Genomic DNA, 26,824 nt, shown 5'->3' with positions numbered 1-26,824 from the left:
GGTTTATGCAGCGCATCTCTACTGATACCATTGTGGGTGGCAATGGCATCACTATCCATACCTAAACTCGCTAAAAAATCGAGTAACCAAATAATATAACGCGTATCAGTATTAACCATTTACCCCTCGCTTAGGTGATAAAACCCCAACCCATTAATTAACTCCCGCGATTTAACATTGTTATGTGTAACATAACCGTTAACGATTTAGCTGTTATGCTTTAGTCGTGCTTAGCAGGTCATTTTAAGCAAACGAATAACGACTAATGGTGTCAACTACACAGGCAGGCCGTTGCTGCTCGGCCACTTCAATCGTCACGCGGGTGATCACTTGCACACTGCCTTTAATTTCTTCAACACTGATTATTTGTCCGCTGCCACGCACTTTACTGCCGGCTTTAACTACATTTGGAAAGCGCACTTTATCGCAGCCGTAATTAACGCCCATGGTAATGTTTTGCACATCAATTAACTGCGGTAAAAAATAATTAACCAACGACAACGTTAAATAACCATGCGCAATGCAAGCGCCAAATGGCCCTTGTGCTGCTTTTATTGGGTCGACATGGATCCATTGATGATCCCCTGTCGCCTCGGCAAACATATCTATTCGGCTTTGCTCAACTGCAATCCAATCACTCACGCCCAAATTAAGCCCTGTTGCGGCCAGTAATTGCGCCTTGCTCGTCATTATTTGATTTGCCATACCGCCTCCTAAGCGCGCTGTGAACTAACAGACACAACTTCGCCGGTCATGTAAGATGAATAATCGCTGGCTAAAAACATCATCACATTAGCGATTTCCCACACTTCGGCAGCACGCCCAAACGCTTCTTTTGCCGCTAATTTCTCCAGCACATCGGCACTGGACGCTTTTTTAAGAAATTCATGTAATGCGATTGATGGCGATACTGCGTTAATTCTTACCCCATGCTCTGCAGCTTCTAATGCCGAACAGCGCGTAAAGGCCATCACGCCCGCTTTAGCAGCGGCATAATGTGCTTGCTCTTTTTGTGCTCGCCAACCCAATACCGAGGCATTATTAATGATTACACCTGCTTTGCGCTGTTGCATAAAGGGCAGCATGGCACGGGTCATACGAAAGGTGCCTGTAAGGGTTATGTCAATCACCTTATGCCACTGCTCGTCAGTCATCTCGACTACCGCAGTTTGACCGCCAAGGCCTGCATTATTAATAAGCACATCAACACCGGCGAGTTTGTCTTCGGCTGCGTTGATCAACAGCTGAACTTGTTCTTCTTGGCTTACATCACATAATTGACCATAAACCTGCTGTAGCCCTGTTTGTTGCTTAATATTGGCTACCGCTTCTTCTAAACGGCGTGGATGAATGTCAGATATCATTAATGCTCGACACCCTTCTTCGGCTGCACGTAATGCGGCTGAAAAGCCGATGCCTGCGCCTGCGGCGGCGGTTACTAAAACCGATTTTCCACGCAGTAGGTTATGCCCTGCTACGTACTTAGGTGCTGTCGTCATTGTTTTCTCCAAAAAATACTACTGACTAATTTATCAGCCAGCATAAGGCCGACGCCGAGCAACTATCATCGTCAATCTGGACTAACTCGAAAGGATATTAATAAAATAGCAAGGAACACTTTGGACATGACACTACGCGGGGGCAAACACGTTTTACGCGTTAACTTATTCACTAGGCACAGCAGTGGGTTGAGCGCAAATAACACCGCCTATGCGCAGTGCAATAGAAAACACTGCGCATAGGCGGTTAAGCATTACGATAGTAGTTGGATGAGTTCATTGGCATGGGCTTGATTAAACAACGCCGACACGCCTAAAATGATAATAGATATAATGACTAAACTTAATTTAGCGCCACCTTGATTTGACTTCATGTTATTCTCGATATTATTGTTATTAGTAGAATACGTTTCATACAATAATAAAAATTACACCTGTTAACAAGATGTTTCTTTAATCATTTTAATTAATAGCCTTTTGTTCTATCGACACGGTTTTTCAGCGCTGTGCCATTAGCTAAGCATTGAATACTCACTTCTATTTGTTCAATAACGCAGTTAACGTCTGACAGCGCAGCACAATGTGGTGTGACGGTTATTTTAGCATGCTGCCAATAGGGGTGATCGCTAGGTAACGGCTCTTGATCAAACGCATCTAAGGTTGCGGCGCGTAAAGTGTCATTATCAAGGGCGTGTAATAAATCGGCTTCCACCACATGCTGCCCTCGTGCAGCATTAATCAATACCGCATGGGCAGGAAGTTTAGCCAATAGCTCTTTATTGATAATGCCGGTGGTGTGTTTCGTCAAAGGGAGCAAACACACTAAATAGTCGCTATTTGGCAGCATGTCGTTAAGCCCTGCTTCACCATAATACATGGTTACGTCAGTCAGATCTTTATGACTTTGTGCCCACGCACTTACGTTAAAGCCATTAGCAATCAGCTTTTGTGCACAAGCTCTGCCTAATTGACCAAAACCTAAAATAGCCACTCGGTTATGACTTAATACCCGTTTTGGTTTCCATTGCCTTGCAGCTTGTTGTTGATAAAACATGTTTAATTGTAGTTTTTGCGCCAATACATGGGTCAGCACATACTCCGCCATATCAATTTCTAATTGGGTATCAACAATACGCACCACTTCAACATGCGCGGGGAGTAAATCTAAATCAATGCTATCCACCCCAGCCCCAAACGACGACACTACTTTTAAATTAGGTAATTTTGCCCACAGCTCTTTAGGCGCATACCAGGCTAATACAAACTCAACATTACTAAAATCCGTACATTGTGAGTATTGCTCAATAACAATATCAGGCAAACGGGCTTGTAGCTGTGCAACCAATTTAGAATTATCGCGATCTGCGATAGCAACCAAAACAGACATAGTGACTCCTTATAAAATTAAACACGACATGCAAGCTGTCGTCATGATTTAGTGACTACCTTCCTCGATAAACGCTTCTTGGCTAATTTTTGCTATGTCTTTGTCTTGTTTTGTTAAAATCGTTTTTTGCCACGATCCTTGCACAAACCAAGCATAAGTAATAAGCGCTATAACAACATTGGTAATGGCAAACGAATACCAAATACCATTGTCTCCCAGTTGCGTATGCTTAGCTAAAATATACGCCGCCGGAAACTGCACTATTCCTTGTGATAATAGCGCAACTAACATCGCATTCAGCATATTGCCTGATGCTCTAAAAGCAGCCACAACACAAAGTTGTACACCAATCCCTCCCCAAGTTAAACACATAATGCGAATAAATTGTGCGCCCTTGGTAATAACTGCAGCATCATCGGGAATAAAAAAGGCCACTAAATGCTCAGCAAAATAATAGGCGCATACACCCACCAGCGATAAACCAAACAAGCCCCACAGAATGGCAAGTTTAGTAATTTCTGCTGCCCGCTGCGGGTTGCCCGCTCCCATATTTTGCCCGACAAGTGTTGACACGGCCATCGACAGGCCCATGGCGGGGATCATCACCATCTGTAAAATATTAGAGCCCACGCCATAAGAGGCGATGGTGTGAGTACCAAAGCTGGCCACTAAAAATGACATAATAATTAAGCCAAATGCTCGCGCCGACAATTCGATTGACCCCGGCGCACCTAAAAGAAAGGCTTGCTTTATATAACGCCAATCGGGGTAAAAGCTTTTAAGCTGTAATTGAATACCATGACGGCCACGTAAAAAGATGATCACCCCAGCAAGTGCCGCCAAACTTTGTGTTACTAACGTAGCCAAAGCCGCCCCCATCACACCTAAGCCTTGAAAGCGGCCATAGCCAAAAATAAATAATGGGTCGAGTACAAAGTTAAGCAGCACGGTCACACTGACAATAATTAACGGCACTTTCGTTTGGCCAATCCCACGCATTAGTGATTGAAACATGGCATAAATAAACACAAAAATGACCCCAATAAACGACACATGCATAAACTTCAGCGCATCGCCATACACTTGCTGCTCAACCCCTAACAATGTTAAAAAATAAGGCGAAAGCATATAACCTATGCCGCCTAATACAATGGCAGTGAGCGTTACCATTAACATAGTTTGCGCGGCAACATGATTTACCTTATCTTGCTGCCCAGCCCCCATATATTGCGCCGATAAAATAGCCCCTGCCATGGCAAACCCTGCGCCAATGGCAATAACTAAAAAAGTCACCGGCATACTAATCGACACCGCGGCCACTTGCGCGGCCCCTAAGCGCCCTACCCAAAATGCGTCGGTCAGTTGATACGCCGATTGCAAAATATTAATCAGAATAATTGGAATGCCTAGTTTAAGCAGTGCTTTAGAAATGGAACCATGAAGAAATAGCTGCTGGGTAGCGTTCATTTAACCTGCTTAATGTGTAACGGATAGATAACGGGGAGTGTAGCAAAACGTGGCTGATTTTATTCTGAATATTAGATTAATAAATCAAGCATTTAGTTTCACTAAATAGTAAACACTTAATCTAAATCAATAAAGGGTTAGTCGTGCTGCACAGATTTGAAAAACCTTGATCTAAAACAACTGATTATTGGCACTAAACAATAATAATAGCAGCAATCACACAGTCGTTTTGGAACACCACATGAAAACTAAATTAAGCATGGCATTACTCACGAGTTCTTTATTAGCCCTCTCTGCGGCTGCACAAGCTAACGTTAGCGTAAACATCGGCGCTATCAACGTAAACCCTGATAATACTCACTCAGCCATTAACGAAAATTCTGCTCTAGGATTAAACCCGAACTCCAATACTCAGCTTGGTATTAGCGTAGATTATGCATTTAACCAGCAGTGGTTTTTACAGCTCATTGCCGCCACGCCGTTTTCGCATGACATTCATGGTGCGGGCGGTTTAGCGGGGAATAAAATCGCTAACATTAAGCATTTACCGCCTTCTCTAGTAGCGCAATATCACTTTTTAGACTCAAGCTCCGCATTCCGTCCTTTTATTGGTGTCGGTGTTAACTATACCACTTTCTTTGATGAGCAACCTTCTCAGGCACTTAAAACAGTACTTGGCACAGCGGATGTAGAAGTTAAATTAGAAGATTCGTTTGGCTTTGTCGCGCAACTGGGTGCTAACTATAAAATAGCAGAAAAGTGGGGGCTACACGCTATGGTGTCGGTAATGGATATTGAAACGGATTCCACTGTGTACGCTGATGGTGCACAAGCATTAACATCTAGCGTAAAAATTGATCCTGTTGTGGCCATGTTTGCGGTTAAATACCACTTTTAGTGGTATTACGTATCTCTGTTAAAAAAGGCCGTAAGGCCTTTTTTAACTAAAACTTTATAAGTAATTAGCGCGGTAAATTAGTGATTTTTTTCTGCTCTAGCATTTCTTTCCAGTGCATGACTTCGCTCGGTAAAATAGGCGCTACGCCATCAAAGCCAGCTACTGCCAGCATTTCTTCAATACTTACTATGCCCTTTTTGCTTTTAAACACCCCGCGCACGTATGCGATTGCGTGCAAACCACGCTGCGAGTGAAATTTTTGCTCTATATAAAAGTACTTATGATCCCAGCCCACTAAGCGGGTACTAATAGTATAGCGCTGCATGGGTTTGATATCGCGAATATAAGTGATCGCAGTGGCGTTAACAATAGGAAACCAGCGACGTTTTAATATCTGTTTTAATAACCCCACTCGCTCAGTCATCCAAGTACGCGATAAGTCCATCATTGCTAAGTAACGTGAGTTCGTTAAATGCAAATTAATATCGCAATCTGTAGGCAGTGCTTTGTAATCAATATCTATGCTATCAAGCAGTGGTTGATAGTCGCGGTTACGCTTGATTTTAAAAAATAATAAAATGAGTCGAATATATAAGTTCACAGTAGAGGTCTTACCAGTTAAAGTTAAATTAAGTGTATCACACGTGTTTAGCTAGGTTTAGTGTATTAAAGCATACAAAACCACTTTCCACGTGCGATCAAGTCGATAACGGCTGTGGCAAGCGACTACACTTTAACTGTTTTACGGTTAATCCCGTAATCACGTAATTTGTTGGCCACCGCGGTGTGACTTAGGCCAAGTCGTTTTGCCAATTGACGCGAGCTTGGGTAAGCCGGATAAAGCTTACGGAGTAACGTTGCTTCAAAACGCTTCACTGCCTGATCGAGTGTGCCTTCAAAATCTGACTCTAAGTAGCCTAAATCATGGGTAAAGGTAGGCAGTTGCAAATGCTCTACGCGTAATTCACTGTCATCTAACAGCGACACAGCACGGTAAATCGCATTTTCTAACTGGCGCACATTTCCAGGCCACGGATAGGCTTGTAAAAAGCTTAAGCATTCTTGCGATAACAGCGGAACATCGTGGCCATTTTGCTGGGCATACTTTTGAATAAAGTGTTCAGCAAGGGGGCCCACATCGGCTTTACGATCCCTCAATGGTGCTATCTCAAGGGTAAGTACATTGATACGATAATATAAATCTTCCCTAAAAACCCCTTCTTGCACCATAGCTGGTAAGTCTTTTTGCGTGGCAGCAATTATACGCACATTTACTTTTACTTCGTTTTCATCGCCTACTTTTCTAAATGTGCCATCTTGTAAAAAACGTAGCAGCTTGGTTTGTAACTGCGTAGACATTTCGCCTACTTCATCCAAAAAGACCGTGCCGCCATCAGCTTGCTCAAGCACGCCACGTTTTGGGGCTGCATTTTCTTCGTATCCGGCATAACCAAATAATTCAGACTCGGCTACATCATCGGGCAGTGACGCACACGACAACGCAATAAAGGGCTTAACAGAGCGATTAGACGCGTAATGACATGCCCGCGCAAGTAGCTCTTTACCGGTTCCGGTTTCGCCGGTAATTAAAATAGGGGCTTCTAGCTGCGCCATTTTACGTGCTTCACGCACTACACGGCGCATAGCGGTACTAAAGTTATGAATAGTAGCAAAGCTTTCTTGCCCATAGCGTCTAAAGGCACTGACTTGTTGCCCTAAACGGCTTTGCGATTTTATGTTTATTACTGCACCGGCAAGCACATCGCCTTCTTTGCCTTGCGGTACGGCAATGGGTAATATATCAGCAATAAAATCTTCCCCCGCCACTTCTACGCGCGTGGTTTGGCCCAACACTTCTTTTCCTTCAAGCCAACGGGTAAAGTTAAAGCCTTTGAGCAAATTATTAATATTTGCGCCAATCACTTCTTTTTCTGTTAATTGTAAATCTTTACATGCCGCGTCATTACATAAACGCACCCACCCTTTAGCATCAATCGAAATAACGCCATCGGGAAGTGCTCTTAGTAAAGTATTAAGCTCGTTATGCTCACGCTCAGAAGGTAAAAAAGCGGTGGTGCGCACGTCATGAACACCGTCAATTAAGCGAATGGATGGCATGATTTTTTGAAACTGCTCAAACTCAATTTCAGGAAAACTCACATACATACGACAATTAACTGAATCGACCTCAATTCCCTTTAGATCAACATTATAGTTAACTAAAATATTAAGAATTTCTTGAGCAATACCAACTCGGTCTGCACAGTGAATATCTAATCGCATACACCCTCAAATAAGGTAAAACTACATTACCTGAATAATACGCTAACTCTGATCTGCTGGATAGCATATTGTAAACAAAATTGGACAAAACTTTACCTTTAGCTAATCAAGCCCAGCGCGGTATCCACTCTCATTCTGGGTAAGCAGTCCACTGACCGCCATCAAGCTGAATATAAGGGCGCTGATTTATGTACATCATAATGGTGCCACTGTTTTCGGCCACTTTAGGCGCTGCAGGCAATCGAGTTACTATGTCTAACAGGTTGTTATTACCAGCAAAAAGGTTGCTTTTCATGACACCACTGACCAGCTCCGACAAGGCAAAATAACTGCTCGATTTAGCAATTTTAATTTGCTCGAAACGGGGCACATCGGGGCCAATAAACTTAATTGCCGCCGGTACCGATACTATGGCTGGACTGGGTATTTCGCGTAGCCCTGCAAACTGCACGCGATCACCTTTTAATGCCGCACCGTGCTCGGGAACTATCATTAGCATGACATTGCGCCCACGTTGCTCTAAGCTATTAATAAACTGCGTGATGTCGGCAAATAAGTTGGCATGGCGTTGTGGATAGCTTTGCTTACTATTCATTCGTGCTTGGTTGGCAAGTTGGTTTCCATCGTGCAAACTGATTGAATTGTAATAGAGCGCACAAGGCGCACAATCATCGCCTTGCTCTGCTAGCCAACGCTGTAACACTGCTCCATCGGAATAGATAGGTGTATCATCAAAACTGTATTGCATAATGGGGGATGATTGATTATTGAATACCGGCTCAGTTAAATTACCATGCTGTTTTATCAACTCTTTAAACGCATCAAAATGACCATCATGATTCATTGCAATGTGGCTGCTGTAGCCTAGCTTTTCGAGGTTATCAAATAAATAGCATTGCTGTGGCGCGGGATCGAATAACGCGGTTTGACTTGTTTGCCCACAACTTGCCCGCAGCAGACGAATAGCGGCTGGACCACTGTAAGATGTTGCAGTATTAAAGTCTGAAAAAACAATATCATAATCTTCAAAAAGGGTATCAACACTCACGCCTATAGCATTTAAATCGGCGGTGGCCATAGAGCAAATATTTAAAATAATAACATCAAACGGTGTTTCAAGCTGGGCCGGGAAATGCGTTACAAGTTGTTTTTGTTGTTGGTAAAAATCATTTAATTGTTGATTGGGTGAGCGTGATTTACTCACTTCAGCAGGGTTGTTTAAGCTTACTTGCTGCTGATTGGAGTGAGCACTTACCACCGGTTGCCCTACTGGTTCTGCTTGCTGGTTGCCTTGATAACTTATCAGCGCCAAGCCAAGAACCGTCACTGTTGTAAAGCGGATCCATTGTGAGGTATACCAAAAACAAACAATGAGTACAAACAAGCCAAGTAGCAAATCAACATTAATCATTCTGCCGGTTAGTTCTAATAGATAACCTAGGTTAAACTCTTGTAGCAAGTCTGATTGTTTTAATAGCCGGTTAATTGGCGGCAACCAAGAGTCTTGGTAAAGCACATTAATCGCAAGCACAGCACCGATAACATGCTTTAGTTTTTCTAATAGTGGCTTTGAGAAATGCAGCACTAAAAAAGCGGCAAGTGCTGCGTTACTCAGTACATCAAATTTAATGGCCCCGTAATAAAACAGCACAAATTTAATTAAAAAATATAGATTCCAAACACCTAAACCCGATAGTTTCACTATTTATCCTTTTTTATTGTATTTGGTGTGTAAGGCGCTAAAACCTCATGCTTAAAGGTCAACTTCAGGTAATAAGCCTTTATTTTTGTAAGTATAAATGTCCCTACTAAACACAATACCGCACCCAACAGCATGGCGATAACAGTTGTCATAATAAACTGATTAAGACTCATCTTGACACTCCTTTAACGTCATTACATAAGGCGTGGCATTTTTACGTTCTTTAAAAGCTAGCCTCGCTGCAGTGCTTTGGTTATCTGCACGATTGCTATCAACGCGCTGTGCCGCTGCAAATTCTCTGCGGTTATTTTCTGTTAACTGCTTAGTATAATCAATGATTGACTGACCTTTATAACGACGCCTTAACTCTTTGCATTTTTGTTGAATATAAAAATGGTCGGTAATTAAATTTTCATGGCCAAAAAAATCACCGGTTTTAAGCTTAAAGGTATGCTGAATTGCATTCCCCACGTCATGCTCTCTACACGCGTGCAAATATAAGTAAATTTCATTATCAACAATACTAAATATGTCACCGGCACGCTTAATATGAAATAAATGCAGCCCATGTATGGGTTTAATCCTTGGCAGTAACTCAAATATCACCAGCACCCCACTGACCCCTAAATTAACCGCTGAGTCACTATGAACTTCAACTTGGCGAGTGAACTCTAAAAACGGTAAATAGCCTTTGGCAAAGGTATTTTCTGTGTATTTCAATACATCAGCAGCAGAAGGAGGTAATGGTCGCGTGTATTGAAATCCCTGTATTGACTGTATTTGTGAGAGCAATCGTGACGGTTCAGAAAAGCTGTATAAAATTAAATTTACCCCTAGGTTCAAAAACAGACATTCATCTTGGTGGCGAATAGTGCCATCTACATTTTGAATAACGAGTTTAAGCCAACGCCCGCAATTTTTGCGTAATTGAAAACACTGATTGGCTAACTCCGCTAAATCGGTGTAACGACTGACTGAAAATACCAAAGTGGCCGCTGTTACATTGGGTCCCTTATTAAATAATTGCTGATTATCTTTCACTAAATGATAAGAGCTTGGTAATTTGGTGCCTTCTGGTACCGCATTAGCGACTAGCCAGACGTCATCTTCATCATCATTTTTTTCACTGTGAGTAAACGTAGACTGCGTTTCTGCAAGCGATGCCTGCGCTATCAATTGGTTATTTTTTATCGTTAATTGATATTGTTTATTAGTGACAATGCCTGCGCTATGGCGCCAAAAGTCAAAATCGAAGATACGCATTGCGGCATCGCTTTCTATAAACACGCTGCCGTCAAACTGCTTATTCAACCGGCGTATCATAAAACGGTAATTAGCAATCTCAGGGCCCGAGATTAACAATAATAAGGTGGCATTGCTTTGTGTTAAAAACGTTTGCACATAATTCAACGTGTTTGATAACTTTACCTCATCAATACCTTGCAATTGTTCGGTATTTAAATGCAGCATTACTAAAGAATTACGGCTTTGCGGATACACTGTTAACTCATCAATGGCTCTTTGCAAACTGTGTTGCAACGTCCAACCTGAGGCTAATGCAGTAAATGAAAAGGGATAAACACGTTGATCTTGATATGCACCATTTAGCTTATCTGAAAAGGGAGATTCAAAAAAAGCCTCGATTTGCGAGGAGACTATAAATATATTTTCTGCGGTCTCATCACTAATTGCCTGCAAGGCTAACTCAATCACAAAGCTATCCAATGGCGCGAGCAGCGCGTAATTAGAGGTGCTCATTAGCTGTTGTGCTGTTGGTTCTAATCCCGAAATATGAAACTTGAACACTTAAACACCTCTCGTTTTAATAACTTGTTACTAGTTTTGGCTGCTATTTTATATATAATAGGTAAATAAAGTCTACTTTAAATATTAACTACTTAGTTTGGGTGGTATACGTAGTAATGCAAAATATCGTTTTAAAAGATTCACAAACGTTAACATCTAACGATGTAACCAATCTGAGCAAACATTTTGGTGGTAGGCAACAAGACTATGTGGAAATTGTTAACACCCAATATAATAAAGCAACCATTAATAAGTACCCTTTATTAAAAGACATTGAACGTGTAATAGCGAATACTTCAGCAAAAGGTGGCGACGCAGCGTGCAACGAGTCTTTATAAAAGGAATTAAAGGCGGAACTGGCAGCACATCAGTAGTGGCCAATCTTGCGTGTGCGCTAAAAAAAGCTGACGTCGATGTGATTGCCATCGATTTAGATGCGAAAAGCGATTTAAGCTTACACTTTGGTTTACCGTGGGACAATACATTTGGCTGGAGTAACGCCGATAACTTTGCAGCGGCACTGAGCTATTTTTATCAAGATGATGATGGGGTAGTTTTTCTACCTTACGGCACCATGTCGAAACATGAAAATGACATTATCAACGTGATTAACAATTGCCAACAACTAGACTGTAAAGCAACAACTTGGTTGTTATTCGACTGCCCTGCCCACCTTGATTTAGCAACTATCCCGCTGCAACCCAATGATATTGTGCTGGAGCTAGTAAACTGCGATGCCGTATGCCACAGCCTTATTTATAAGCGCTTATTAAGCTTAAAAGGCGCAAGCTCACGCTGGAAGCACTTTTTTTTAATCAATAAATATAATTCAGCTTCCACGCTGGAGTTTGATCTATTTAGCTTGTGGCAATCAACGCTGCCGCTGATGGCATCGTTTTTTATCAATCATGATGAAGCAGTTAAAGAGTCAACCGCAGCACGAAATGTTGCGGTAAATTGTGCTCCCCTAAGCATAGCGAACGATGACTTTGAAACATTGGTAGGTTGGTTAATAAGTAAAGCAGCGCTAATACCATGAACTTTAAGAAATTTCGACAACGCCCTATACATAGCACCATGACGCTGGTGCTAATGCTGCTATTTACCGACAAGCTAGTGCGCTATATCTCGTTTCAATTTCATGGCTACTTTAATCAACACCGGGTCAATGTGATTGAGTCGTTTTTAATGCCATTTTTTACCTTATTTAGTTCATTACTGGTTAAAGTTAAACGGGATAAGCTCAGCTATGAGTTATTTTTATATGACTATTACCCACACTTAAGATTGCCATTTAGAAGCTATATATATTCAAATTCTATCCGCTTTATACTGCAAAGCTTATTCTTGCTATTTTTTAGACGCAGCCCTAAGCCGAGTCCCATTATAGACCCTGCTATTAACTATTTTTATGCGGCGATCAGCTACTGTTTTCGGCAACTGCGTTGGTTAGATTTAAAATTAGGCAAGCTGTTAAAGCGACTTTTCTCCACGCCCCAGCGTAAAATGGAAAAAAGTGCGTTTCAAACCATGGCCGATGCTAAAATTTGGCAAAACAGCGTAGTAAAATATACCGTTATCGCCTTTTTATTGTTTTTACTTGCCACCTTTGTCACTGTGCCATTTAGCTTAGAAGCGCAAGCTGTCTTTATTAGTTTTATTTTACTGGTAGCCTACTCTTTAAAGCGCGTTAAAGGCCAGCTTGCCACCATTATTATGATCACGCTGTCGGTGATTACCGCTTCGCGCTATTTATGGTGGCGTTACACCGAAACCTTGAACTGGAATGATCCCCTGTCGCTGTTTTTAGGCATGGCACTGCTGTTTGCGGAAACTTATGCCTGGGTGGTGTTAATTTTAGGCTTCTTTCAAACGATTAACCCACTGGAACGCAAACCAATTCCGCTGCCTGCCGACACCAGCTTGTGGCCCAGTGTTGATGTTTATATTCCCACTTATAATGAACCTCTAAGTGTAATAAAACCAACCACCCTGGCGGCATTAAGTCTTGATTGGCCTACTGATAAACTCAATGTTTACTTATTAGACGATGGCAAACGCGATGAGATCCGTGAATTTGCCCAACAAGTAAACGTCGGCTATGTAACTCGCTCTAACAATAACCATGCTAAAGCGGGCAATATGAATAATGCGATGCGCTATACTCAGGGCGAATACATTGCTATTTTCGATTGTGACCATATTCCTGCCCGCTCTTTTTTACAAGTGACCATGGGGCAATTTTTAAAAGACAGCCAAGTGTGTTTAGTACAAACACCACATCACTTTTTTTCAGCCGACCCGTTTGAGCGCAATTTAAATAACCACAGTGAAATACCCAATGAAAACATGCTTTTTTATGGCTTGATCCAAGATGGCAACGATATGTGGGACGCCACTTTTTTCTGTGGCTCTTGCGCGGTGTTAAAACGTCAAGCGTTGGATGATGTCGGTGGTTTTGCCTATGAAACCGTGACTGAAGATGCTCACACCGCACTGCGCATGCAGCGCGCCGGCTACAAAACAACCTACATCAATATTCCACAAGCCGCAGGGTTAGCCACCGACAGCTTGTCGGCGCACATAGGGCAACGCATTCGCTGGGCGCGTGGTATGGCGCAAATATTTAGACTCGACAATCCGTTACTCGGCAAAGGGCTAAACATAGCGCAGCGATTATGTTACATCAATGCCATGCTGCATTTTTTATCGGGTATTCCACGAATAATATTTTTAACCGCGCCGTTGGCACTGATATATTTCAATGCCTATATTATTTACGCGCCGTTTATCGCTATTTTTATCTATGTCGTCCCCACCCTGATCCAAATAAAAACCACCAACTCGCGAATACAGGGAAAGTACCGCTATTCTTTTTGGGGGGAAGTCTATGAGTCGGTGTTAGCGTGGTACATTTTAAAACCCACGACTGTGGCATTATTTAATCCCAATAAAGGTAAGTTTAATGTCACCGAAAAAGGTGGGCTCAACGAAAAAGAGCATTATGATTGGCAAATATCCAAACCTTACTTGGTCTTATTAGTTATCAATCTATTAGGCATGCTAGTCGGTATTCTTCGGCTTATATTTGGTGATGCTAATCAGTATGGTGTGTTGCTCATCAGTATGGCGTGGGCCAGCTATAATATTATTATTCTAGGCGCTGCGGTAGCGGTGGCTGCCGAAGCGCGTCAGGTAAGGCAGTCGCACCGCATTAAAGCAAATTTTCCCGCAGGAATACGGTTAGCCAATGGCCATACTTTAAAAGTAAAAATTACTGATTTTTGCGATAATGGCGTAGGTATTAAAACTTTACAGCCCCACTTTTGCCAAGTTAATGATAAAATAGAACTATTAATGAGTCGCGGCACTAAGCAATTTTCGTTCACTAGCTATGTGTGTAACACTAATACACATCACTTAGGGCTTACATTGAGTGATTTATCACTTGCAAAACAAGGTGAATATATACAATGTACGTTTTCACGTGCTGACGCATGGCTAGACTGGCAAGATAACTTTAGACACGATCGCCCAGCGTATAGTTTTAAAGAAGTACAAAAAACCAGTTTTAGGGGCTTTAGCAATTTATTATTTCACGCACCCAGACCACTACAACCCATAATAAAGCTTATTAGTGAAGTGCTTAGCTACTTAAACACTTTTATTCCAAAAAAACCAATAGTGCATAATAATTATGATTAAAACATGGCTTAATACCGTTGTTACATTTTTACTAATTAGTTTCGTGTGGCAAGCAATTGCAACCGAACCTTTGTCCGATAAGTCTATATTTAACAATGGCTACCCTGAGCGCGCTCCGGTTTCAAGCTTACGTTTAGACTTTAGTGCACTGGGATTTAATGGCTATAAATTAGATGGCATCAATAATAATTCGCGCGTCGATTTTACTAACCCTGTAGATAAAATCAGCAAAAATTTAATGCTGAATTTTTCGTATACAAACTCTCCTTCATTACTTAGCCATGTGTCGCATTTAAAACTCTACTTTAATGAGAATTTAGTGACCGTATTACCAATCAATAAGCAGTTAAGTATGGTTGAAAATACCGTTTCTCACCGTATTAAACTAAACGCTAAATACATCAAAGACTATAATCAAATCCGCTTTGAATTAGTCGGCTATTATGATTTAACTTGTCATGATTACCATAATCGCGCTATTTGGACTGAGATCAGTAAATCGAGTCATATTACGCTTGATCAAACAGCATTAGCCATAGATAGCTTACTTGAGTATTTACCAGCACCGTTTTTTGATAGTAAAAGTTACGATAAATTAACGCTGCCATTTGTATTTGCGCAGCCCCCAAATAATGAGGCGATTGAAGCCGCAGCCACTTTATCTAGTTGGTTTGGCGCAAAAGCAGATTGGCGTGGCGCGCAATTCCCGCTGCTGCTAAATACTAGCGCAGACAGCCACAGCGTGGTGTTTGTTACCAACGACAGTAAACCAGACTTTTTAGTTGATTATCCCGATGTTGATAAGCCAACAATTGAAATTATTTCTAGTCCAATCAACCGCTATAATAAAATGTTACTTATTTTAGGTCGAGATACAGCCGATCTAAAAGCGGCCGTCAACGGCTTGGTATTTGGCCATAAAATAATGACCGGCAGAAGTGCTAGCATCGAGGCGATAAATAAATTGCCACGACGAAAAGCGTATGATGCTCCGCGCTGGCTCAGAGGCGACCGTCCCGTTAGTTTTGATGAGCTGCTTGATTACCCAACCCAACTGCAAGCACAAGGCTTACAACATGGGCCGGTGAAGCTCAATGTACGCTTTGCACCCGACTTGTTTACTTGGCGTGAAAAAGGCATACCTATTACCTTACAATACCGTAATACGCCCGAGAATATCATTTTAGACTCTCGCTTAAACATGCTAATAAACCAAGAGTTTATAAGTGGTTTCTTGCTTAATAACGATGACTCTTTGGTTAAAGCAACCAAAACGTTTATGCCGTTATTAGGTAATACCGAAACAACCCAAAACATTGAAAACGTATCGGTGAATGGGATTAACTTGGCGGCACGTAACGAGCTGGCGTTTGATTTTAGGTTTGGTAGGGTAAAACCCGGAGAGTGTACGTCAGTGCCCGCAGGTGGTGAATACGGAATTATTGATGGTAACTCCACAATAGATGCTAGCAGTTTTCACCATTATATCGCCCTGCCTGATTTAAATGTATTCGCCAACAGTGGTTTTCCTTTCACTAAGTATGCGGATCTGCAGCAAACATTATTACTCATTGACGACAACCCAAGTCCTGAAGCCATTACGTTATTACTCAACCTCACGGCGCGCTTTGGCGCAATTACCGGTTACCCAGGTCACCGGCTCACGGTACAACGCTTAAGCGAAGCCACCCACTTTGCCGATAAAGATATTCTTATTATTACTCCTGCTAACAAGCAATTTGATACGATTGGTGAAATCAACGACACCACCAACGTGCTGTTAAGTAATCAGCAACGAGCTATCACTGAAGCAATATATAACGGGGCTTATGATAATGAAGTTACTGAAAAAGTGACGGTAAATGTCACAAGTCGAGGTGATTTAGCGGTTATTACCGGCTTTCAATCTCCTTTTGACGCTGAGCGTTCCATTGTTTCATTAACGGCAACTTCCAATAGAACGTTTGCTTTATTAGGCAACGCATTAACTGATCCACAACGCTTAAACCAAATAAAAGGCAGTGCAGCGGTGATCACCAAGCAAACGATTAATACTATAAAAACAGACAAACAATACTATGTGGGTCAAATTCCGGTGCATACATTAGTGTGGTTCCATCTGTCTGATCACCCTTATATATTAGCGCTGTTATCGATTCTTACCTTGATACTTGTGTCATTTATAATATGGCGTTTACTTAAAGCACTCACCCATAAACGCTTAGCTGAAGGAGATAAGTAATGAAGTTATTAATATTTAAACTACTCCTTGTGGTACTGGTGTTTTCACCCATGCTCAAGGCGCAGCAGTGCTCCCCCTGGCAACAATGGCACACATTTAAAAGCCACTTTATTAGCAAAGATGGCAGAGTAATCGACTTGGGCAGTAAGCAGCAGATCACCACCTCTGAGGGGCAGTCTTATGCGCTATTTTTTGCCTTAGTTGCCAACGACAAAGTCACGTTTGACCGAGTATTAAACTGGACGCAAACACATTTAGCGGAAGGTGATTTAAGCACTCGACTTCCCGCATGGCAGTGGGGAATTAATAACGACAACACGGCGGGTATTTTAGACTCAACTCCAGCGTCAGACTCTGATTTATGGATTGCGTATAGCTTATCGCAAGCGGCTTTACTGTGGGGCGAGCGTCGCTACAGTGTGTTAGCTGCCGTGTTGGCACAGCGGATCATGCGTGAAGAAACCGCGTATATACCGGGTTTAGGCTTATCTTTACTGCCGGGACCTCGCGGCTTTGAATTTGCTGATGCTCGCTTTAAGCTAAACCCAAGCTATTCACCACTGTTTATTTACCAGCAATTTAGTCAGCTTTATCCGCATAGCCCTTGGCAACAACTGCATGATAATTCTGCTGAATTATTAATTGCAACCAGCCCACACGGTGTCTCGCCGGACTGGGTGATGTATGATGCGAATAGCGGTTTTTACTTTGATAAAAACACCTCTGATTTAGGGAGCTATAATGCCATTAGAGTTTATTTATGGGCAGCAATGATGGCAGATAACGCGCCCTATAAAAAACAACTTATTACCCAGTTTTCACCGTTTATTAATAGCGTTCAGCAACGCGGTTATGTGCCCTTAAACAGTTATGCTAAAACAGGCAAGGTTGATAACAACAAGGGCCCTGCGGGTTTCCAAGCGGCATTATTGCCACTTTTAGCAACTCAAGGGCATAATGAAACCCAAATGGCGATTCAGCAACAGCTGATGGTAGATAACTCGTTTAGTCAAACCCGTTATTACGACAGTGTGTTAAATTTATTTGCTAATGGCAGTATTAGTAAGCGGTTTACTATGTCAATTAACGGGACCCTGCAACCTGCATGGAGCACTGAATGCCGCTAAGATTGGCAGTGGTTTGTGCGTTAACAATCAGCCCGTTGTTAGCGGCCAAAACAGTAAACGACCTTGATAGTGAGTCAGTTAGCTGGCTGCTGAGCCAAATAAATATTGGTGAAGTGCAGCAAAATAAACAACTTGTAGCAGACAGTTTGCAAAAGTTGTTAGCCGTTGCCCCTCAGCATATCGAAACGCAATGCGCATTAGCCCGCTATTATTTTAATAACGACGCCATAGTTAAAGCCGAGCAGCTATTAACCAACCTGCTTGAACAAACAACTTCAACGCAAGCGTGTATTGCTCAATTGCAGCTTATTGCCAATATAACAGGTCAGAGTCAGGCCGAAGTGCAGCGCGCAAAGTTATTAGCACGGGCAGGCCAGTACCTGCAAGCAAGTACTATATATACACGGTTATTCAAGCAAGGTTACCCGAGCCTCAATTATGAGTTAGAACACTTAAGTTGGTACGCACAAGACAGCACGCACTGGCAGCCTGTTAATAAACGCTATACACAACTATTTAAACGCTACCCTGGGGTCGGAGAAATAGCCATCGCCCACGCACGTCATTTACTTAGACGTGATAACAGTGATAAACAAGCAATTGATATATTGAGTAAATATGGCACAACATCGCGCTTCTCTAATGAAGTAGAAGGGCTTTGGCTAAACACCCTCAAAAACATGCCGGTGGCGCGCAGTACTGAACAACAATACCAGCATTATTTCACTGTTTATCCGTTTAGTAGTAAAGGCAGTTTACAGTTTCAAAACTTTAAACAAGCCCTGCTTGCTCAACAACAATTACTGGCCGATCCGGGCTACCAACTTTGGTTACGTGGCGACAAACTGGTAACAGAGAATAAATTTAAAGCCGCTGAGCCGCTGTTGTTAAAAGCGCTGCAAAGCCGCCCCACAGATAGCGCTATTATGCGCAGCTTAGGTACACTGTATTTACGTTTAGGTGAGCATGAAACAGCCCACCGCTATTTTAGCAATGCACAAAAACAGGCTGTAGATTTCAACGAGCGCGAGGTATTAAAAGGGTTAGCCAAAACAGCGAAGTTTTGGTTATACATTCGCGAAGCCAAACAAGCAATAGCTGCCGATGATTATCATGCTGCCCAGTTGCAACTTAACTTAGCGGATGCGCTGCAAGAAGACCCAAATACGGTGTTATATCACCGTGGTTTCGTGCTGTATTCGCAGGGGCACTATGCGCAAGCAGCACGCATCTACCAACAAATATTAAATGACCAACCACTCAATAGCAGTGCCCTCACCGGCTTACTCAATATTGTTAAACTCGATAACAGTGAACAATCATTAACTGCATTTTATGCTGGCCTAACAGCAGCACAAAAACAAGTAGTTGCAGCCGATTATCGCACGGCGATGGCGAGCAATCTTAGAGATAAAGCCAACGATTATTATAACCTGGGGGATGTTGCTAATGCCGAAAACACCCTCAAGCAGGCTATTTCACTCGCACCCGAACAGCCTTGGTTGTATTATGATTTAGCCTTAGTTTATCAACAACAAGGCTTAACTGAGCAAGCGCGCAGCGTGTATAATAATGTACTTTGGCAGTACCCACTGAACGCGCAACTGCGCTATAGTCACGCGTTATTTTTACGCACTATTGATGATTATGAGGGTGCACTCACAACCCTTGATTATATCCCTTTTAAAGACAGAGATGAGCAGGTTATAAACCTTGAGCAGCAGTTAAAAATCAATCAAGCTCTGGCACAAAGCGAGCGGCATTTAACCGCCCAACAAAAAAGTACTGCGATTTATCAGCTCACTAATTTAGAAGCGCAGCCGTTAACCCCCTTAATGCGTGCAAAACTAGCCAGTAACTGGTATCAAATAGATGAGCATCAGCGAGCGTTAACGCATCTTAATCGCGCCTTGACTACAGCGCCCAGCCTTGCTCCCTACTGGCACATTTTGTATGGCCAGTGGTTACTTAACCAAGGTGATAAAACCAGCACCGAGCAATGGCTCAGTGACTATCAATTACCCGAAGATGCATCTGCAAGTGACATTAACCAGTATGTACAATTACGCACTGCTTATATTCAGCAGTATTACCGTGGCGATGATTTAATAGCGAAATTAAATCAACTCGATCAACGCTATAAACACAACGCCACCACAACCACGGCACTGCTCAACGCGAATGTAGCACTTGGCCACCACCAAGCTGCAATTATTTTGTATCAGCAAAAGTTACATAATAATCAAGTAATTGAACCGCAAGCGTTAATGACTATTGCAACAGCTTATCAGGCGCTAGGTGATGATACCGCGGCAACAAACGTAATGCTGCAAGCAATTAACCAAACGGATGCTCAACAAGGTTATTTGCAACAGCAAATGATGACCGCGTTAAACGAATTTAATACCGCTGATGACGCGCTGTTTCTCGCACAACAACTAATAGATATATCGCCCAATGATCAACAGCTACGTTATTTAGCCGCGCAGCTTGCAGAGCAGTTTGACCAGCAACAACAAGCAACAACCTGGTATCAACAAACGTTAGCGCCACAGCAAACACTTACTGAGCAGCAATTGTACGCCAGTTTAGCGCAACTCGATGAGCAGGATGCGTGGTATATCAACGGTGCTAAGCGCGCGTTAATCAACCAACAACAGCAAAACCAAGCGTATATTGCCGTTGGGGTTAACTTTAGCGGTCAAACCAGTACTGCCAGCGAGGCTACCCTTGGCGCTGGACAAGTGCCGATTGAGGCTTACTTTCCCCTTTGGCAAGGCCAAGGTTTTGTAAAACTAGATCCCACGAGGGTGAGCGCACAAACAACCCGTTTTGATGAGCAATTTGCCGGCAGTCGCTACGGGCAAGGTGCACTGTGTATTTTTGACAGCTGCTCGGGCGAGATAACGCCAGAGCAAAGTGGTATTGATATTGGCCTAGGTTGGCAAAATGATAACTGGCGCTTTGATATCGGCACCACGCCACTGGGATTTTTAGTAGAAGACATTGTCTGGGGTATTAATTATAACAACAAGCTAGGTGATTTTGGCTATCGATTTGAACTTGAAAAACGCCCAGTGACCAGCTCGGTACTGTCTTATGCGGGACTCACCGACATTAAAACTGGAGAGGTATGGGGCGGCGTGCGTTCAACCGGGTTAAGTTTGAACGTGTCTCATGACTTAGGCGGCGATTGGGGCTTTTGGTCAAGTGCCGACTTCCAACTCTATAATGGCCAAAATGTTAAAGATAACCAGCGTTACCGCCTTATGGGCGGCAGTTATTATCGCGTCATTAGCAATCAACAGCGTGAGTTTACTGTGGGTGCCAGCGTATTGCATTGGGCGTATAAATTTAATTTAAGCGAAGAAACATATGGACACGGCGGCTATTACAGCCCACAGAACTATATTGGCTTGTCTCTGCCATTAAGTTATGACGCGCGCTGGGGAGACGATTTTGTTTATCGACTCAGGGCCGGTGTTGGCGTGTCAACTACCAAAACTCACAGTATCGACTTTTTCCCTAATGATCGGGACTTACAAATAGCGGCATACAATAGAGAACCTATAACCGGTGTTAGCCCTGTTTTTGAGGGCGGCACCAGTAGCGGTGTGTCTTACAACTTAGGGGCAAGCTTTGAGTACCGCGTCACTCCACATTGGTTTTTCGGTGGCTACCTCTCTATAGATCGTGCTGATTTTTACCAGCCCAATTTTGGCCAGCTTTATCTGCGCTACTATTTTAACCCGGTGTACGGCAGATTAGAATTTCCTGGTACCCCAATAATTCCTTACGCTGACTTTTAATACGTTGCGCGGTACACAGTGAGTCACCGCGCAATACTTCCCCTGACTGTAAGGTATATGTATACTTGAGGCCAATTGTAGCTAGGATAAGGGTGTGACTCTAACCTTTTGGTAACAAAAACCATACAGCAAACCATTACCTTAGCTACATTATACACTACTGATGATCCAGCATTTAACGAATAATCAACGCGTTAAATAGCGACAGAAAAAATATATAACATCATCATAACAATACTTAAAGTTAGGAAGTAAATATGAGTTCAGCTCCAGATAGTGGCTTTTTTGGCCACCCTAAAGGACTTTCCACGCTATTTTTCACTGAAATGTGGGAAAGAATGAGTTATTACGGTATGCGAGCGTTGCTCGTTTTATTTATGACCGCGAGTTTACAACAAGAAGGTCTTGGTTTTACGGTCGCTTCTGCAGCCGCTATTTATGGTTTGTATACCGGTGCAGTATACTTTTTAGGTTTACCTGGGGGTTGGCTTGCTGACCGCTTATTTGGTGGCCAAAAAGCAGTATGGTATGGCGGTATTATTATTATGTGTGGTCATATCATTTTGGCCATTCCTCACGACTACTCATTCTTTATCGGTTTGATTTTTGTTGCTACTGGTACCGGTTTACTAAAACCGAATATTAGTGCCATGGTGGGTCAGCTATATAGTGATGCCGATGAGCGCCGTGATGGTGGTTATGCTATTTACTACATGGGGATTAACTTAGGCTCTATCATAGGTTATTACGTGTGTGGCTACTTCATGGAAAATGTTGGCTGGCACTGGGCATTTGGCGCCGCTGCCGTAGGTATGGGGTTAGGCTTAATTCAATACCATTTTTCACTTAAGAACCTACCTGATCATAGTGCAAAACCGGCTAACCCATTAAGCCCTAGAGCGACAACGCGTACTTGGGGTGCAATTGCCGCCTTTGTCATTACGACTGCTGCAATTACCACTGCCACGCTTACCGGTCACCTGGTGATTAACCCTGTGGTTATTGCCGGCTATGTGGCTGTTGCTTTTACTATTATCTTCTTTGCCTACTTTGGCGCTATTTATTTCCGTGGTGAACTAACTGATGCTGAAAAAAAGAGAATGTGGGCATTATTTTTAGTCTGTATTGCCTCTGCGTGTTTTTGGTCTGGTTTTGAGCAAGCGGGCTCTTCTTTAAATTTATTTGCCCGTGATTATACTGACCGCTTTGTTGGCACGTTTGAGATCCCAACAGCTTGGTTCCAATCACTAAACTCTATCTTTATTATTGTTTTATCACCTTTCTTTGCTGCGCTATGGATCAACATGTCAAAGCGCCTTGTATCGCCTTCTTACAGCGCTAAATGTGCGGTAGGCTTAATCATCATGGCTACTGGCTTTTTGGTGATGTTTATGGCTGCGCATTATGCTGCAGAAGGACTAAAAGTTGCTCCTTACTGGCTGGTTACAACTTACTTTTTACACACCGTGGGTGAGCTTTGTTTAAGCCCTGTGGCACTCAGCGCAGTGAGCAAGTTATCACCAAGACGCTTCTCAGGACAAATGATGGGCGTATTTGTATTAACCTATTCAATCGGTAATATTATTGCGGGTCTGCTAGCAGGCGGCTTTGATCCTAATAACGTAGATGAAATTCCTAACCTTTACTTACAAATAGCACTATTTAGTATCGGCGTGGGTATTATCTTAGTACTGATGACCTTCAAATCTAAGGTATGGGAAAGACAAGGGCTAAGCGATTAATACTTAGTCACAACAATAGCTAACTAATCATACTGTTAGCTTTAAACTAACAACCCCACCCCAAAGTGCGGGTTGTTAGTTTAATACTCTTTGCCACTAGTAACTTAGCTGGTATTATAAACAATTGATTGTTTATAATATGGATAGCGGCTAAATGTTGGCATTAACATGGTTTAGGTTAGTTGTAATCATCTCTTTGAGTGTTTTGTTATCGGCTTGCGGCGCAGGCGATGCAGTCACTCCCAACCCCAACTTGCCAACACCACCTCAAGCTAACAATTACCTGATCACCTCAAGCAGCGGCTTATCCGTTAGCATCAACGAAAATATCGAAATTACAGTAGCCGCTAACAGTGTGGATAGTGATACTGAAATAAGCTATGAAAATACGGCGCTTGATGAGGCTGCAACAGCGCAAGGGATTATTACCTCGCTGCATACTTTAGCTCCTGAAAGCCTTACCTTTCAAAAACCAATTACTATTAGTTTAAAAATTCCCGACGATTATGCACTAGGTGGGCAACTGTATCTTGCCCGTTTAACGGCAGCAGGCTGGATTACTATTGACAACTCCACCGTATCAGAGCGTTTTGTTAGTGCCCAAGTTAGCCAACTGGGCACCTTCGCCATACGTATGCAGCGTATTGTAGAGCAACGCAATATGGGCACCGCTTGTGACGCTAATGCCAGCGAACAAGCCGTACGCTTTGTACATGTAGCCGACCTACATGCGCGTTTTGGTTACCAACAGCAATATTTTAGCCGTATCAAAGCGTACCATAAACAGGTATTAGCTGAGACGCCCTATACCTTATTTACTAATGGCGGCGATGATTACGAAAAAGGCACCGTGGCAGAGCAAATATCACAGGGGCTTGCCACCGATGAAGCAATTAAAGCGATGCGTTTTGATTTACGTGTGATAGGTAACCATGATTATGCATGGGGCCCTGAAACACTGATTAATTTTTCCCAAGACAGTCATGCTACCGTGCTGGCCAGTAACACGCGCTACGAAGGTGAAAGTAAAACGGATTTTGGCGCGGTCGATTTCGCCAAAGTGCAAGTGGGCTGTATAACGTTAGGCGTATTTGGCATGACTTCAGTACCGTGGAATGAGCTAGATAGGCCACTACAAGACGACCCCATACCTGATTTTATCAAACAATTTAAAATGAGCTGGCAGTGGCAACAAATAGCACAAAGTATTGTTAACCAGTACGCAGCCGAAGTTGACTACATGGTAATGCTGAGCCATTTAGGTGAAGGCCTGGATACTAAAATTGCCACCAATGTGCAGGGTATTGACCTCGTGTTAGGCGGCCATACCCATGGTGGTGAAAGTTTTACTACGCTTAATAATGGCGCCCTTGTTATTCAGCCTGACTTTTATGCAAAAGGTATCACCGACCTCAATTTAACCTTCAGCACCGGTGATAAAACACTAAAAAACATTGACTACAAAACACTAAAAACCGACACCATTACCGAGCGCGATGCTGCTACCCAACAGGCCATTGATACCATTATGGGCCGTTATGCCCCCGATGCACAAACCGAGATTGCGATATCTGAAAACTACTTAAATGCAATGCAATTAACCGCTGTCACCGCTGCCGCTGTGCAGCATTCAAAGCAAACTATTTCAGCTGCGTTACTGAACCCTGAGTTAGTACAAAAACGCTGGACTCCCGGCGCACTAACACAAGAAGATTTTCATAAAGCCTATTATGTAGAAAGACAGCCATCTAATACACCGGGGTTTAATTCGTTATACACAGTAACGGTGAGCGGCACCGACTTAAACGCCATGTTAGCTGACCAGCCCGATTGGTTTTTATTAACGCCAGACACCATTGAAGCCGCTGCTAACTATCAAGTTGCACTGTTTAAGGGGCCCGCACTTAATCCGGAGTTATTTTTTAATGGCGTTACGTTTAACGATGTAGCGCCGATAGCCGAAGCATGGTGGTTACTCGACCAATACGCTCGCTTTAGAACCAGCCAATGTTTGCATATAGATACCGATACCCCACTTAATGCCTGTCAAGATAGCGCCAATATCACTATTTGGAATTTTACTGATAGCAGCAATCCACTTAAAGCCGATTTTGGTCCTTCAACCCTGAGTTATTTCGATCCTGATAATAAAGGTTGGGGCCCAGAAAAAACCCGCTTTGGTAGCACCAGCGCATTTAATATTGCTGATTTAGCCGATGGCCCAGCTACGGTAATGGCATTTACCGATCACTCTCCTACTGAAGGCTTAGAGATTACTTTAAACACTGCGGCTAATGGCGATTTTGCCAATGAGGGCCGAGTGTCAGACTACACCCTCGTTATGGATATTTACTGGCCCTATGCCACAAAGGACATATACCGAGCACTTATTCAAACCGATGCAACAAATGATTTGAATAACGACGCCGACATATTTATTAGCCCTTTCGGTGGGCTCGGCATATCAACCACTGACAGCGGTTATTTTGGGCGTTCACAGCCGGATAACTGGCATCGAATTGCTTTTGTGTTTTATAGCGCCCCTGAAAATGGCGTATTTGAAGTGTATATTGACGGTGAGTTTAAAGGCGTTAAAAGAGACGGTGATATAGGTAAACGGTGGTCACTCGATCAAGCGGTATTATTATTAACCGATAATAACTACGAAACTGAGCCCGGCTATTTAAATGCGCTACTTTATGCTGGCCGTGCAATGACCCGCGCTGAAATAAAAAGCATGGGCCATGCCAAAACAAAGCTCACTTTTCAGCAAGCAACGCGCACGCTTAATCAAACAATTAAGCGCCATTACCAACAGGCCCCAGCTATAAAGCCTAATTTATGGCTCAAGCAACGTCAGCGCTTCTTTGGTACTCACAAAAGTGTAAACAATTAATTACAATAAAAGCTATAAATATACAACGGCTAAACAGGCTGAAGTTATTTTCAGCCTCGTTATTTGCATTTAAAATAAATATAAATCAATAACTTGAATAAAACAAACACTGTCTTGTCAAATCATAATAGCGCGTTGCTCATTTTAACTGCACTACAAAAAAGTAACCAACTGCTAACCGTCCTATAAAATGTACACACGCGCCATTTACTAAATAACAACGCCCCCTTCCCCAAACTGTTAATCTGGTTAATCATCTAC

At 42.7% G+C, this 26,824-nt stretch carries 18 protein-coding genes; 9 read left to right on the top strand and 9 right to left on the bottom strand.

Annotation, left to right across the window (positions count from 1 at the left end):
* Window positions 1-243: 243 nt before the first annotated feature.
* From ABYB02_RS00255 to ABYB02_RS00240, 4 genes are all read right to left on the bottom strand, one after another.
* Entirely contained in the window at window positions 244-705 is a 462-nt protein-coding gene (locus tag ABYB02_RS00255; RefSeq protein ID WP_372759859.1) for a MaoC family dehydratase, read from the bottom strand.
* Window positions 706-713: 8 nt separating this feature from the next.
* Window positions 714-1,499: an SDR family oxidoreductase gene (locus ABYB02_RS00250; RefSeq protein WP_372759857.1), complete on the bottom strand. Its 786-nt coding sequence runs from the start codon at window positions 1,497-1,499 to the stop codon at window positions 714-716.
* 466 nt (window positions 1,500-1,965) lie between these two features.
* The gene (locus ABYB02_RS00245; RefSeq protein ID WP_372759855.1) at window positions 1,966-2,886 is read right to left on the bottom strand and encodes a 2-hydroxyacid dehydrogenase; all 921 of its coding nucleotides are present in this window, start codon (window positions 2,884-2,886) and stop codon (window positions 1,966-1,968) included.
* Between the two features lie 48 nt (window positions 2,887-2,934).
* The gene (locus ABYB02_RS00240) at window positions 2,935-4,353 is read right to left on the bottom strand and encodes an MATE family efflux transporter (protein ID WP_372759853.1); all 1,419 of its coding nucleotides are present in this window, start codon (window positions 4,351-4,353) and stop codon (window positions 2,935-2,937) included.
* A 241-nt stretch (window positions 4,354-4,594) separates the two neighbouring features.
* Between ABYB02_RS00240 and ABYB02_RS00235 the strand changes: the two genes are divergently transcribed.
* The gene (locus ABYB02_RS00235; protein ID WP_372759851.1) at window positions 4,595-5,251 is read left to right on the top strand and encodes an OmpW family protein; all 657 of its coding nucleotides are present in this window, start codon (window positions 4,595-4,597) and stop codon (window positions 5,249-5,251) included.
* A 64-nt stretch (window positions 5,252-5,315) separates the two neighbouring features.
* On the opposite strand, the gene ABYB02_RS00230 is transcribed toward ABYB02_RS00235, so the two are convergent.
* The 5 genes from ABYB02_RS00230 to bcsE form a co-directional block, all read right to left on the bottom strand.
* Window positions 5,316-5,852 (bottom strand): thioesterase family protein, encoded by a 537-nt coding sequence (locus ABYB02_RS00230; protein ID WP_372759849.1) that lies wholly within the window; start codon window positions 5,850-5,852, stop codon window positions 5,316-5,318.
* A 125-nt stretch (window positions 5,853-5,977) separates the two neighbouring features.
* A complete protein-coding gene (gene tyrR, locus ABYB02_RS00225; RefSeq protein WP_372759847.1) occupies window positions 5,978-7,534 on the bottom strand; it encodes a transcriptional regulator TyrR in 1,557 nt (518 codons plus the stop codon).
* A gap of 130 nt (window positions 7,535-7,664) precedes the next feature.
* Window positions 7,665-9,236, bottom strand: a complete 1,572-nt coding sequence (gene bcsG / locus ABYB02_RS00220; RefSeq protein WP_372759845.1) for a cellulose biosynthesis protein BcsG — start codon at window positions 9,234-9,236, stop codon at window positions 7,665-7,667.
* Window positions 9,236-9,409, bottom strand: a complete 174-nt coding sequence (locus ABYB02_RS00215) for a hypothetical protein (protein WP_372759843.1) — start codon at window positions 9,407-9,409, stop codon at window positions 9,236-9,238. Before ABYB02_RS00215 ends, bcsG begins: the two co-directional genes overlap by 1 nt.
* The gene (gene bcsE, locus ABYB02_RS00210) at window positions 9,399-11,042 is read right to left on the bottom strand and encodes a cellulose biosynthesis protein BcsE (RefSeq protein WP_372759841.1); all 1,644 of its coding nucleotides are present in this window, start codon (window positions 11,040-11,042) and stop codon (window positions 9,399-9,401) included. Before bcsE ends, ABYB02_RS00215 begins: the two co-directional genes overlap by 11 nt.
* Window positions 11,043-11,158: 116 nt before the next feature.
* Here bcsE and bcsR point away from each other — a divergent pair, with 116 nt between their 5' ends.
* The 8 genes from bcsR (at window position 11,159) to ABYB02_RS00170 (ending at window position 26,563) form a co-directional block, all read left to right on the top strand.
* Window positions 11,159-11,380 carry a BcsR/BcsP family cellulose biosynthesis protein gene (gene bcsR, locus ABYB02_RS00205; RefSeq protein ID WP_372759839.1) on the top strand — a complete coding sequence of 74 codons (222 nt, stop codon included), beginning with the start codon at window positions 11,159-11,161 and terminating at the stop codon, window positions 11,378-11,380.
* Window positions 11,362-12,081 (top strand): cellulose biosynthesis protein BcsQ, encoded by a 720-nt coding sequence (gene bcsQ / locus ABYB02_RS00200; RefSeq protein ID WP_372759836.1) that lies wholly within the window; start codon window positions 11,362-11,364, stop codon window positions 12,079-12,081. The genes bcsR and bcsQ overlap by 19 nt, the downstream gene beginning before the upstream one ends.
* Window positions 12,078-14,747: a UDP-forming cellulose synthase catalytic subunit gene (bcsA, locus tag ABYB02_RS00195; RefSeq protein WP_372759834.1), complete on the top strand. Its 2,670-nt coding sequence runs from the start codon at window positions 12,078-12,080 to the stop codon at window positions 14,745-14,747. The genes bcsQ and bcsA overlap by 4 nt, the downstream gene beginning before the upstream one ends.
* Window positions 14,740-16,989 (top strand): cellulose biosynthesis cyclic di-GMP-binding regulatory protein BcsB, encoded by a 2,250-nt coding sequence (bcsB, locus tag ABYB02_RS00190; RefSeq protein WP_372759832.1) that lies wholly within the window; start codon window positions 14,740-14,742, stop codon window positions 16,987-16,989. Before bcsA ends, bcsB begins: the two co-directional genes overlap by 8 nt.
* Window positions 16,989-18,116, top strand: coding sequence for a cellulose synthase complex periplasmic endoglucanase BcsZ (gene bcsZ, locus ABYB02_RS00185; RefSeq protein WP_372759830.1), 1,128 nt, complete (start codon window positions 16,989-16,991; stop codon window positions 18,114-18,116). Before bcsB ends, bcsZ begins: the two co-directional genes overlap by 1 nt.
* The gene (locus ABYB02_RS00180; protein WP_372759828.1) at window positions 18,107-21,925 is read left to right on the top strand and encodes a cellulose synthase subunit BcsC-related outer membrane protein; all 3,819 of its coding nucleotides are present in this window, start codon (window positions 18,107-18,109) and stop codon (window positions 21,923-21,925) included. Before bcsZ ends, ABYB02_RS00180 begins: the two co-directional genes overlap by 10 nt.
* Window positions 21,926-22,182: 257 nt before the next feature.
* Window positions 22,183-23,667 (top strand): peptide MFS transporter, encoded by a 1,485-nt coding sequence (locus ABYB02_RS00175; RefSeq protein ID WP_372759826.1) that lies wholly within the window; start codon window positions 22,183-22,185, stop codon window positions 23,665-23,667.
* Between the two features lie 154 nt (window positions 23,668-23,821).
* On the top strand, window positions 23,822-26,563 hold the full coding sequence (locus ABYB02_RS00170) for a metallophosphoesterase (RefSeq protein WP_372759824.1): 2,742 nt from the start codon (window positions 23,822-23,824) through the stop codon (window positions 26,561-26,563).
* The last annotated feature ends 261 nt before the right edge of the window (window positions 26,564-26,824 follow it).

Origin of the sequence: Pseudoalteromonas sp., assembly GCF_041613455.1 — a bacterium.
Classification (GTDB): Bacteria; Pseudomonadota; Gammaproteobacteria; order Enterobacterales; family Alteromonadaceae; genus Pseudoalteromonas.
This window is presented reverse-complemented; position numbering and strand designations above follow the sequence as displayed.

Coding starts and splice junctions, on each gene's coding strand:
- bcsR (WP_372759839.1), top strand. CDS start 11,159: ATGCAAAATATCGTTTTAAAAGATTCACAAACGTTAACATCTAACGAT.
- ABYB02_RS00245 (WP_372759855.1), bottom strand. CDS start 2,886: ATGTCTGTTTTGGTTGCTATCGCAGATCGCGATAATTCTAAATTGGTT.
- ABYB02_RS00215 (WP_372759843.1), bottom strand. CDS start 9,409: ATGAGTCTTAATCAGTTTATTATGACAACTGTTATCGCCATGCTGTTG.
- ABYB02_RS00250 (WP_372759857.1), bottom strand. CDS start 1,499: ATGACGACAGCACCTAAGTACGTAGCAGGGCATAACCTACTGCGTGGA.
- bcsZ (WP_372759830.1), top strand. CDS start 16,989: ATGAAGTTATTAATATTTAAACTACTCCTTGTGGTACTGGTGTTTTCA.
- ABYB02_RS00255 (WP_372759859.1), bottom strand. CDS start 705: ATGGCAAATCAAATAATGACGAGCAAGGCGCAATTACTGGCCGCAACA.
- ABYB02_RS00240 (WP_372759853.1), bottom strand. CDS start 4,353: ATGAACGCTACCCAGCAGCTATTTCTTCATGGTTCCATTTCTAAAGCA.
- bcsB (WP_372759832.1), top strand. CDS start 14,740: ATGATTAAAACATGGCTTAATACCGTTGTTACATTTTTACTAATTAGT.
- ABYB02_RS00235 (WP_372759851.1), top strand. CDS start 4,595: ATGAAAACTAAATTAAGCATGGCATTACTCACGAGTTCTTTATTAGCC.
- bcsA (WP_372759834.1), top strand. CDS start 12,078: ATGAACTTTAAGAAATTTCGACAACGCCCTATACATAGCACCATGACG.
- ABYB02_RS00175 (WP_372759826.1), top strand. CDS start 22,183: ATGAGTTCAGCTCCAGATAGTGGCTTTTTTGGCCACCCTAAAGGACTT.
- ABYB02_RS00170 (WP_372759824.1), top strand. CDS start 23,822: ATGTTGGCATTAACATGGTTTAGGTTAGTTGTAATCATCTCTTTGAGT.
- ABYB02_RS00180 (WP_372759828.1), top strand. CDS start 18,107: ATGCCGCTAAGATTGGCAGTGGTTTGTGCGTTAACAATCAGCCCGTTG.
- tyrR (WP_372759847.1), bottom strand. CDS start 7,534: ATGCGATTAGATATTCACTGTGCAGACCGAGTTGGTATTGCTCAAGAA.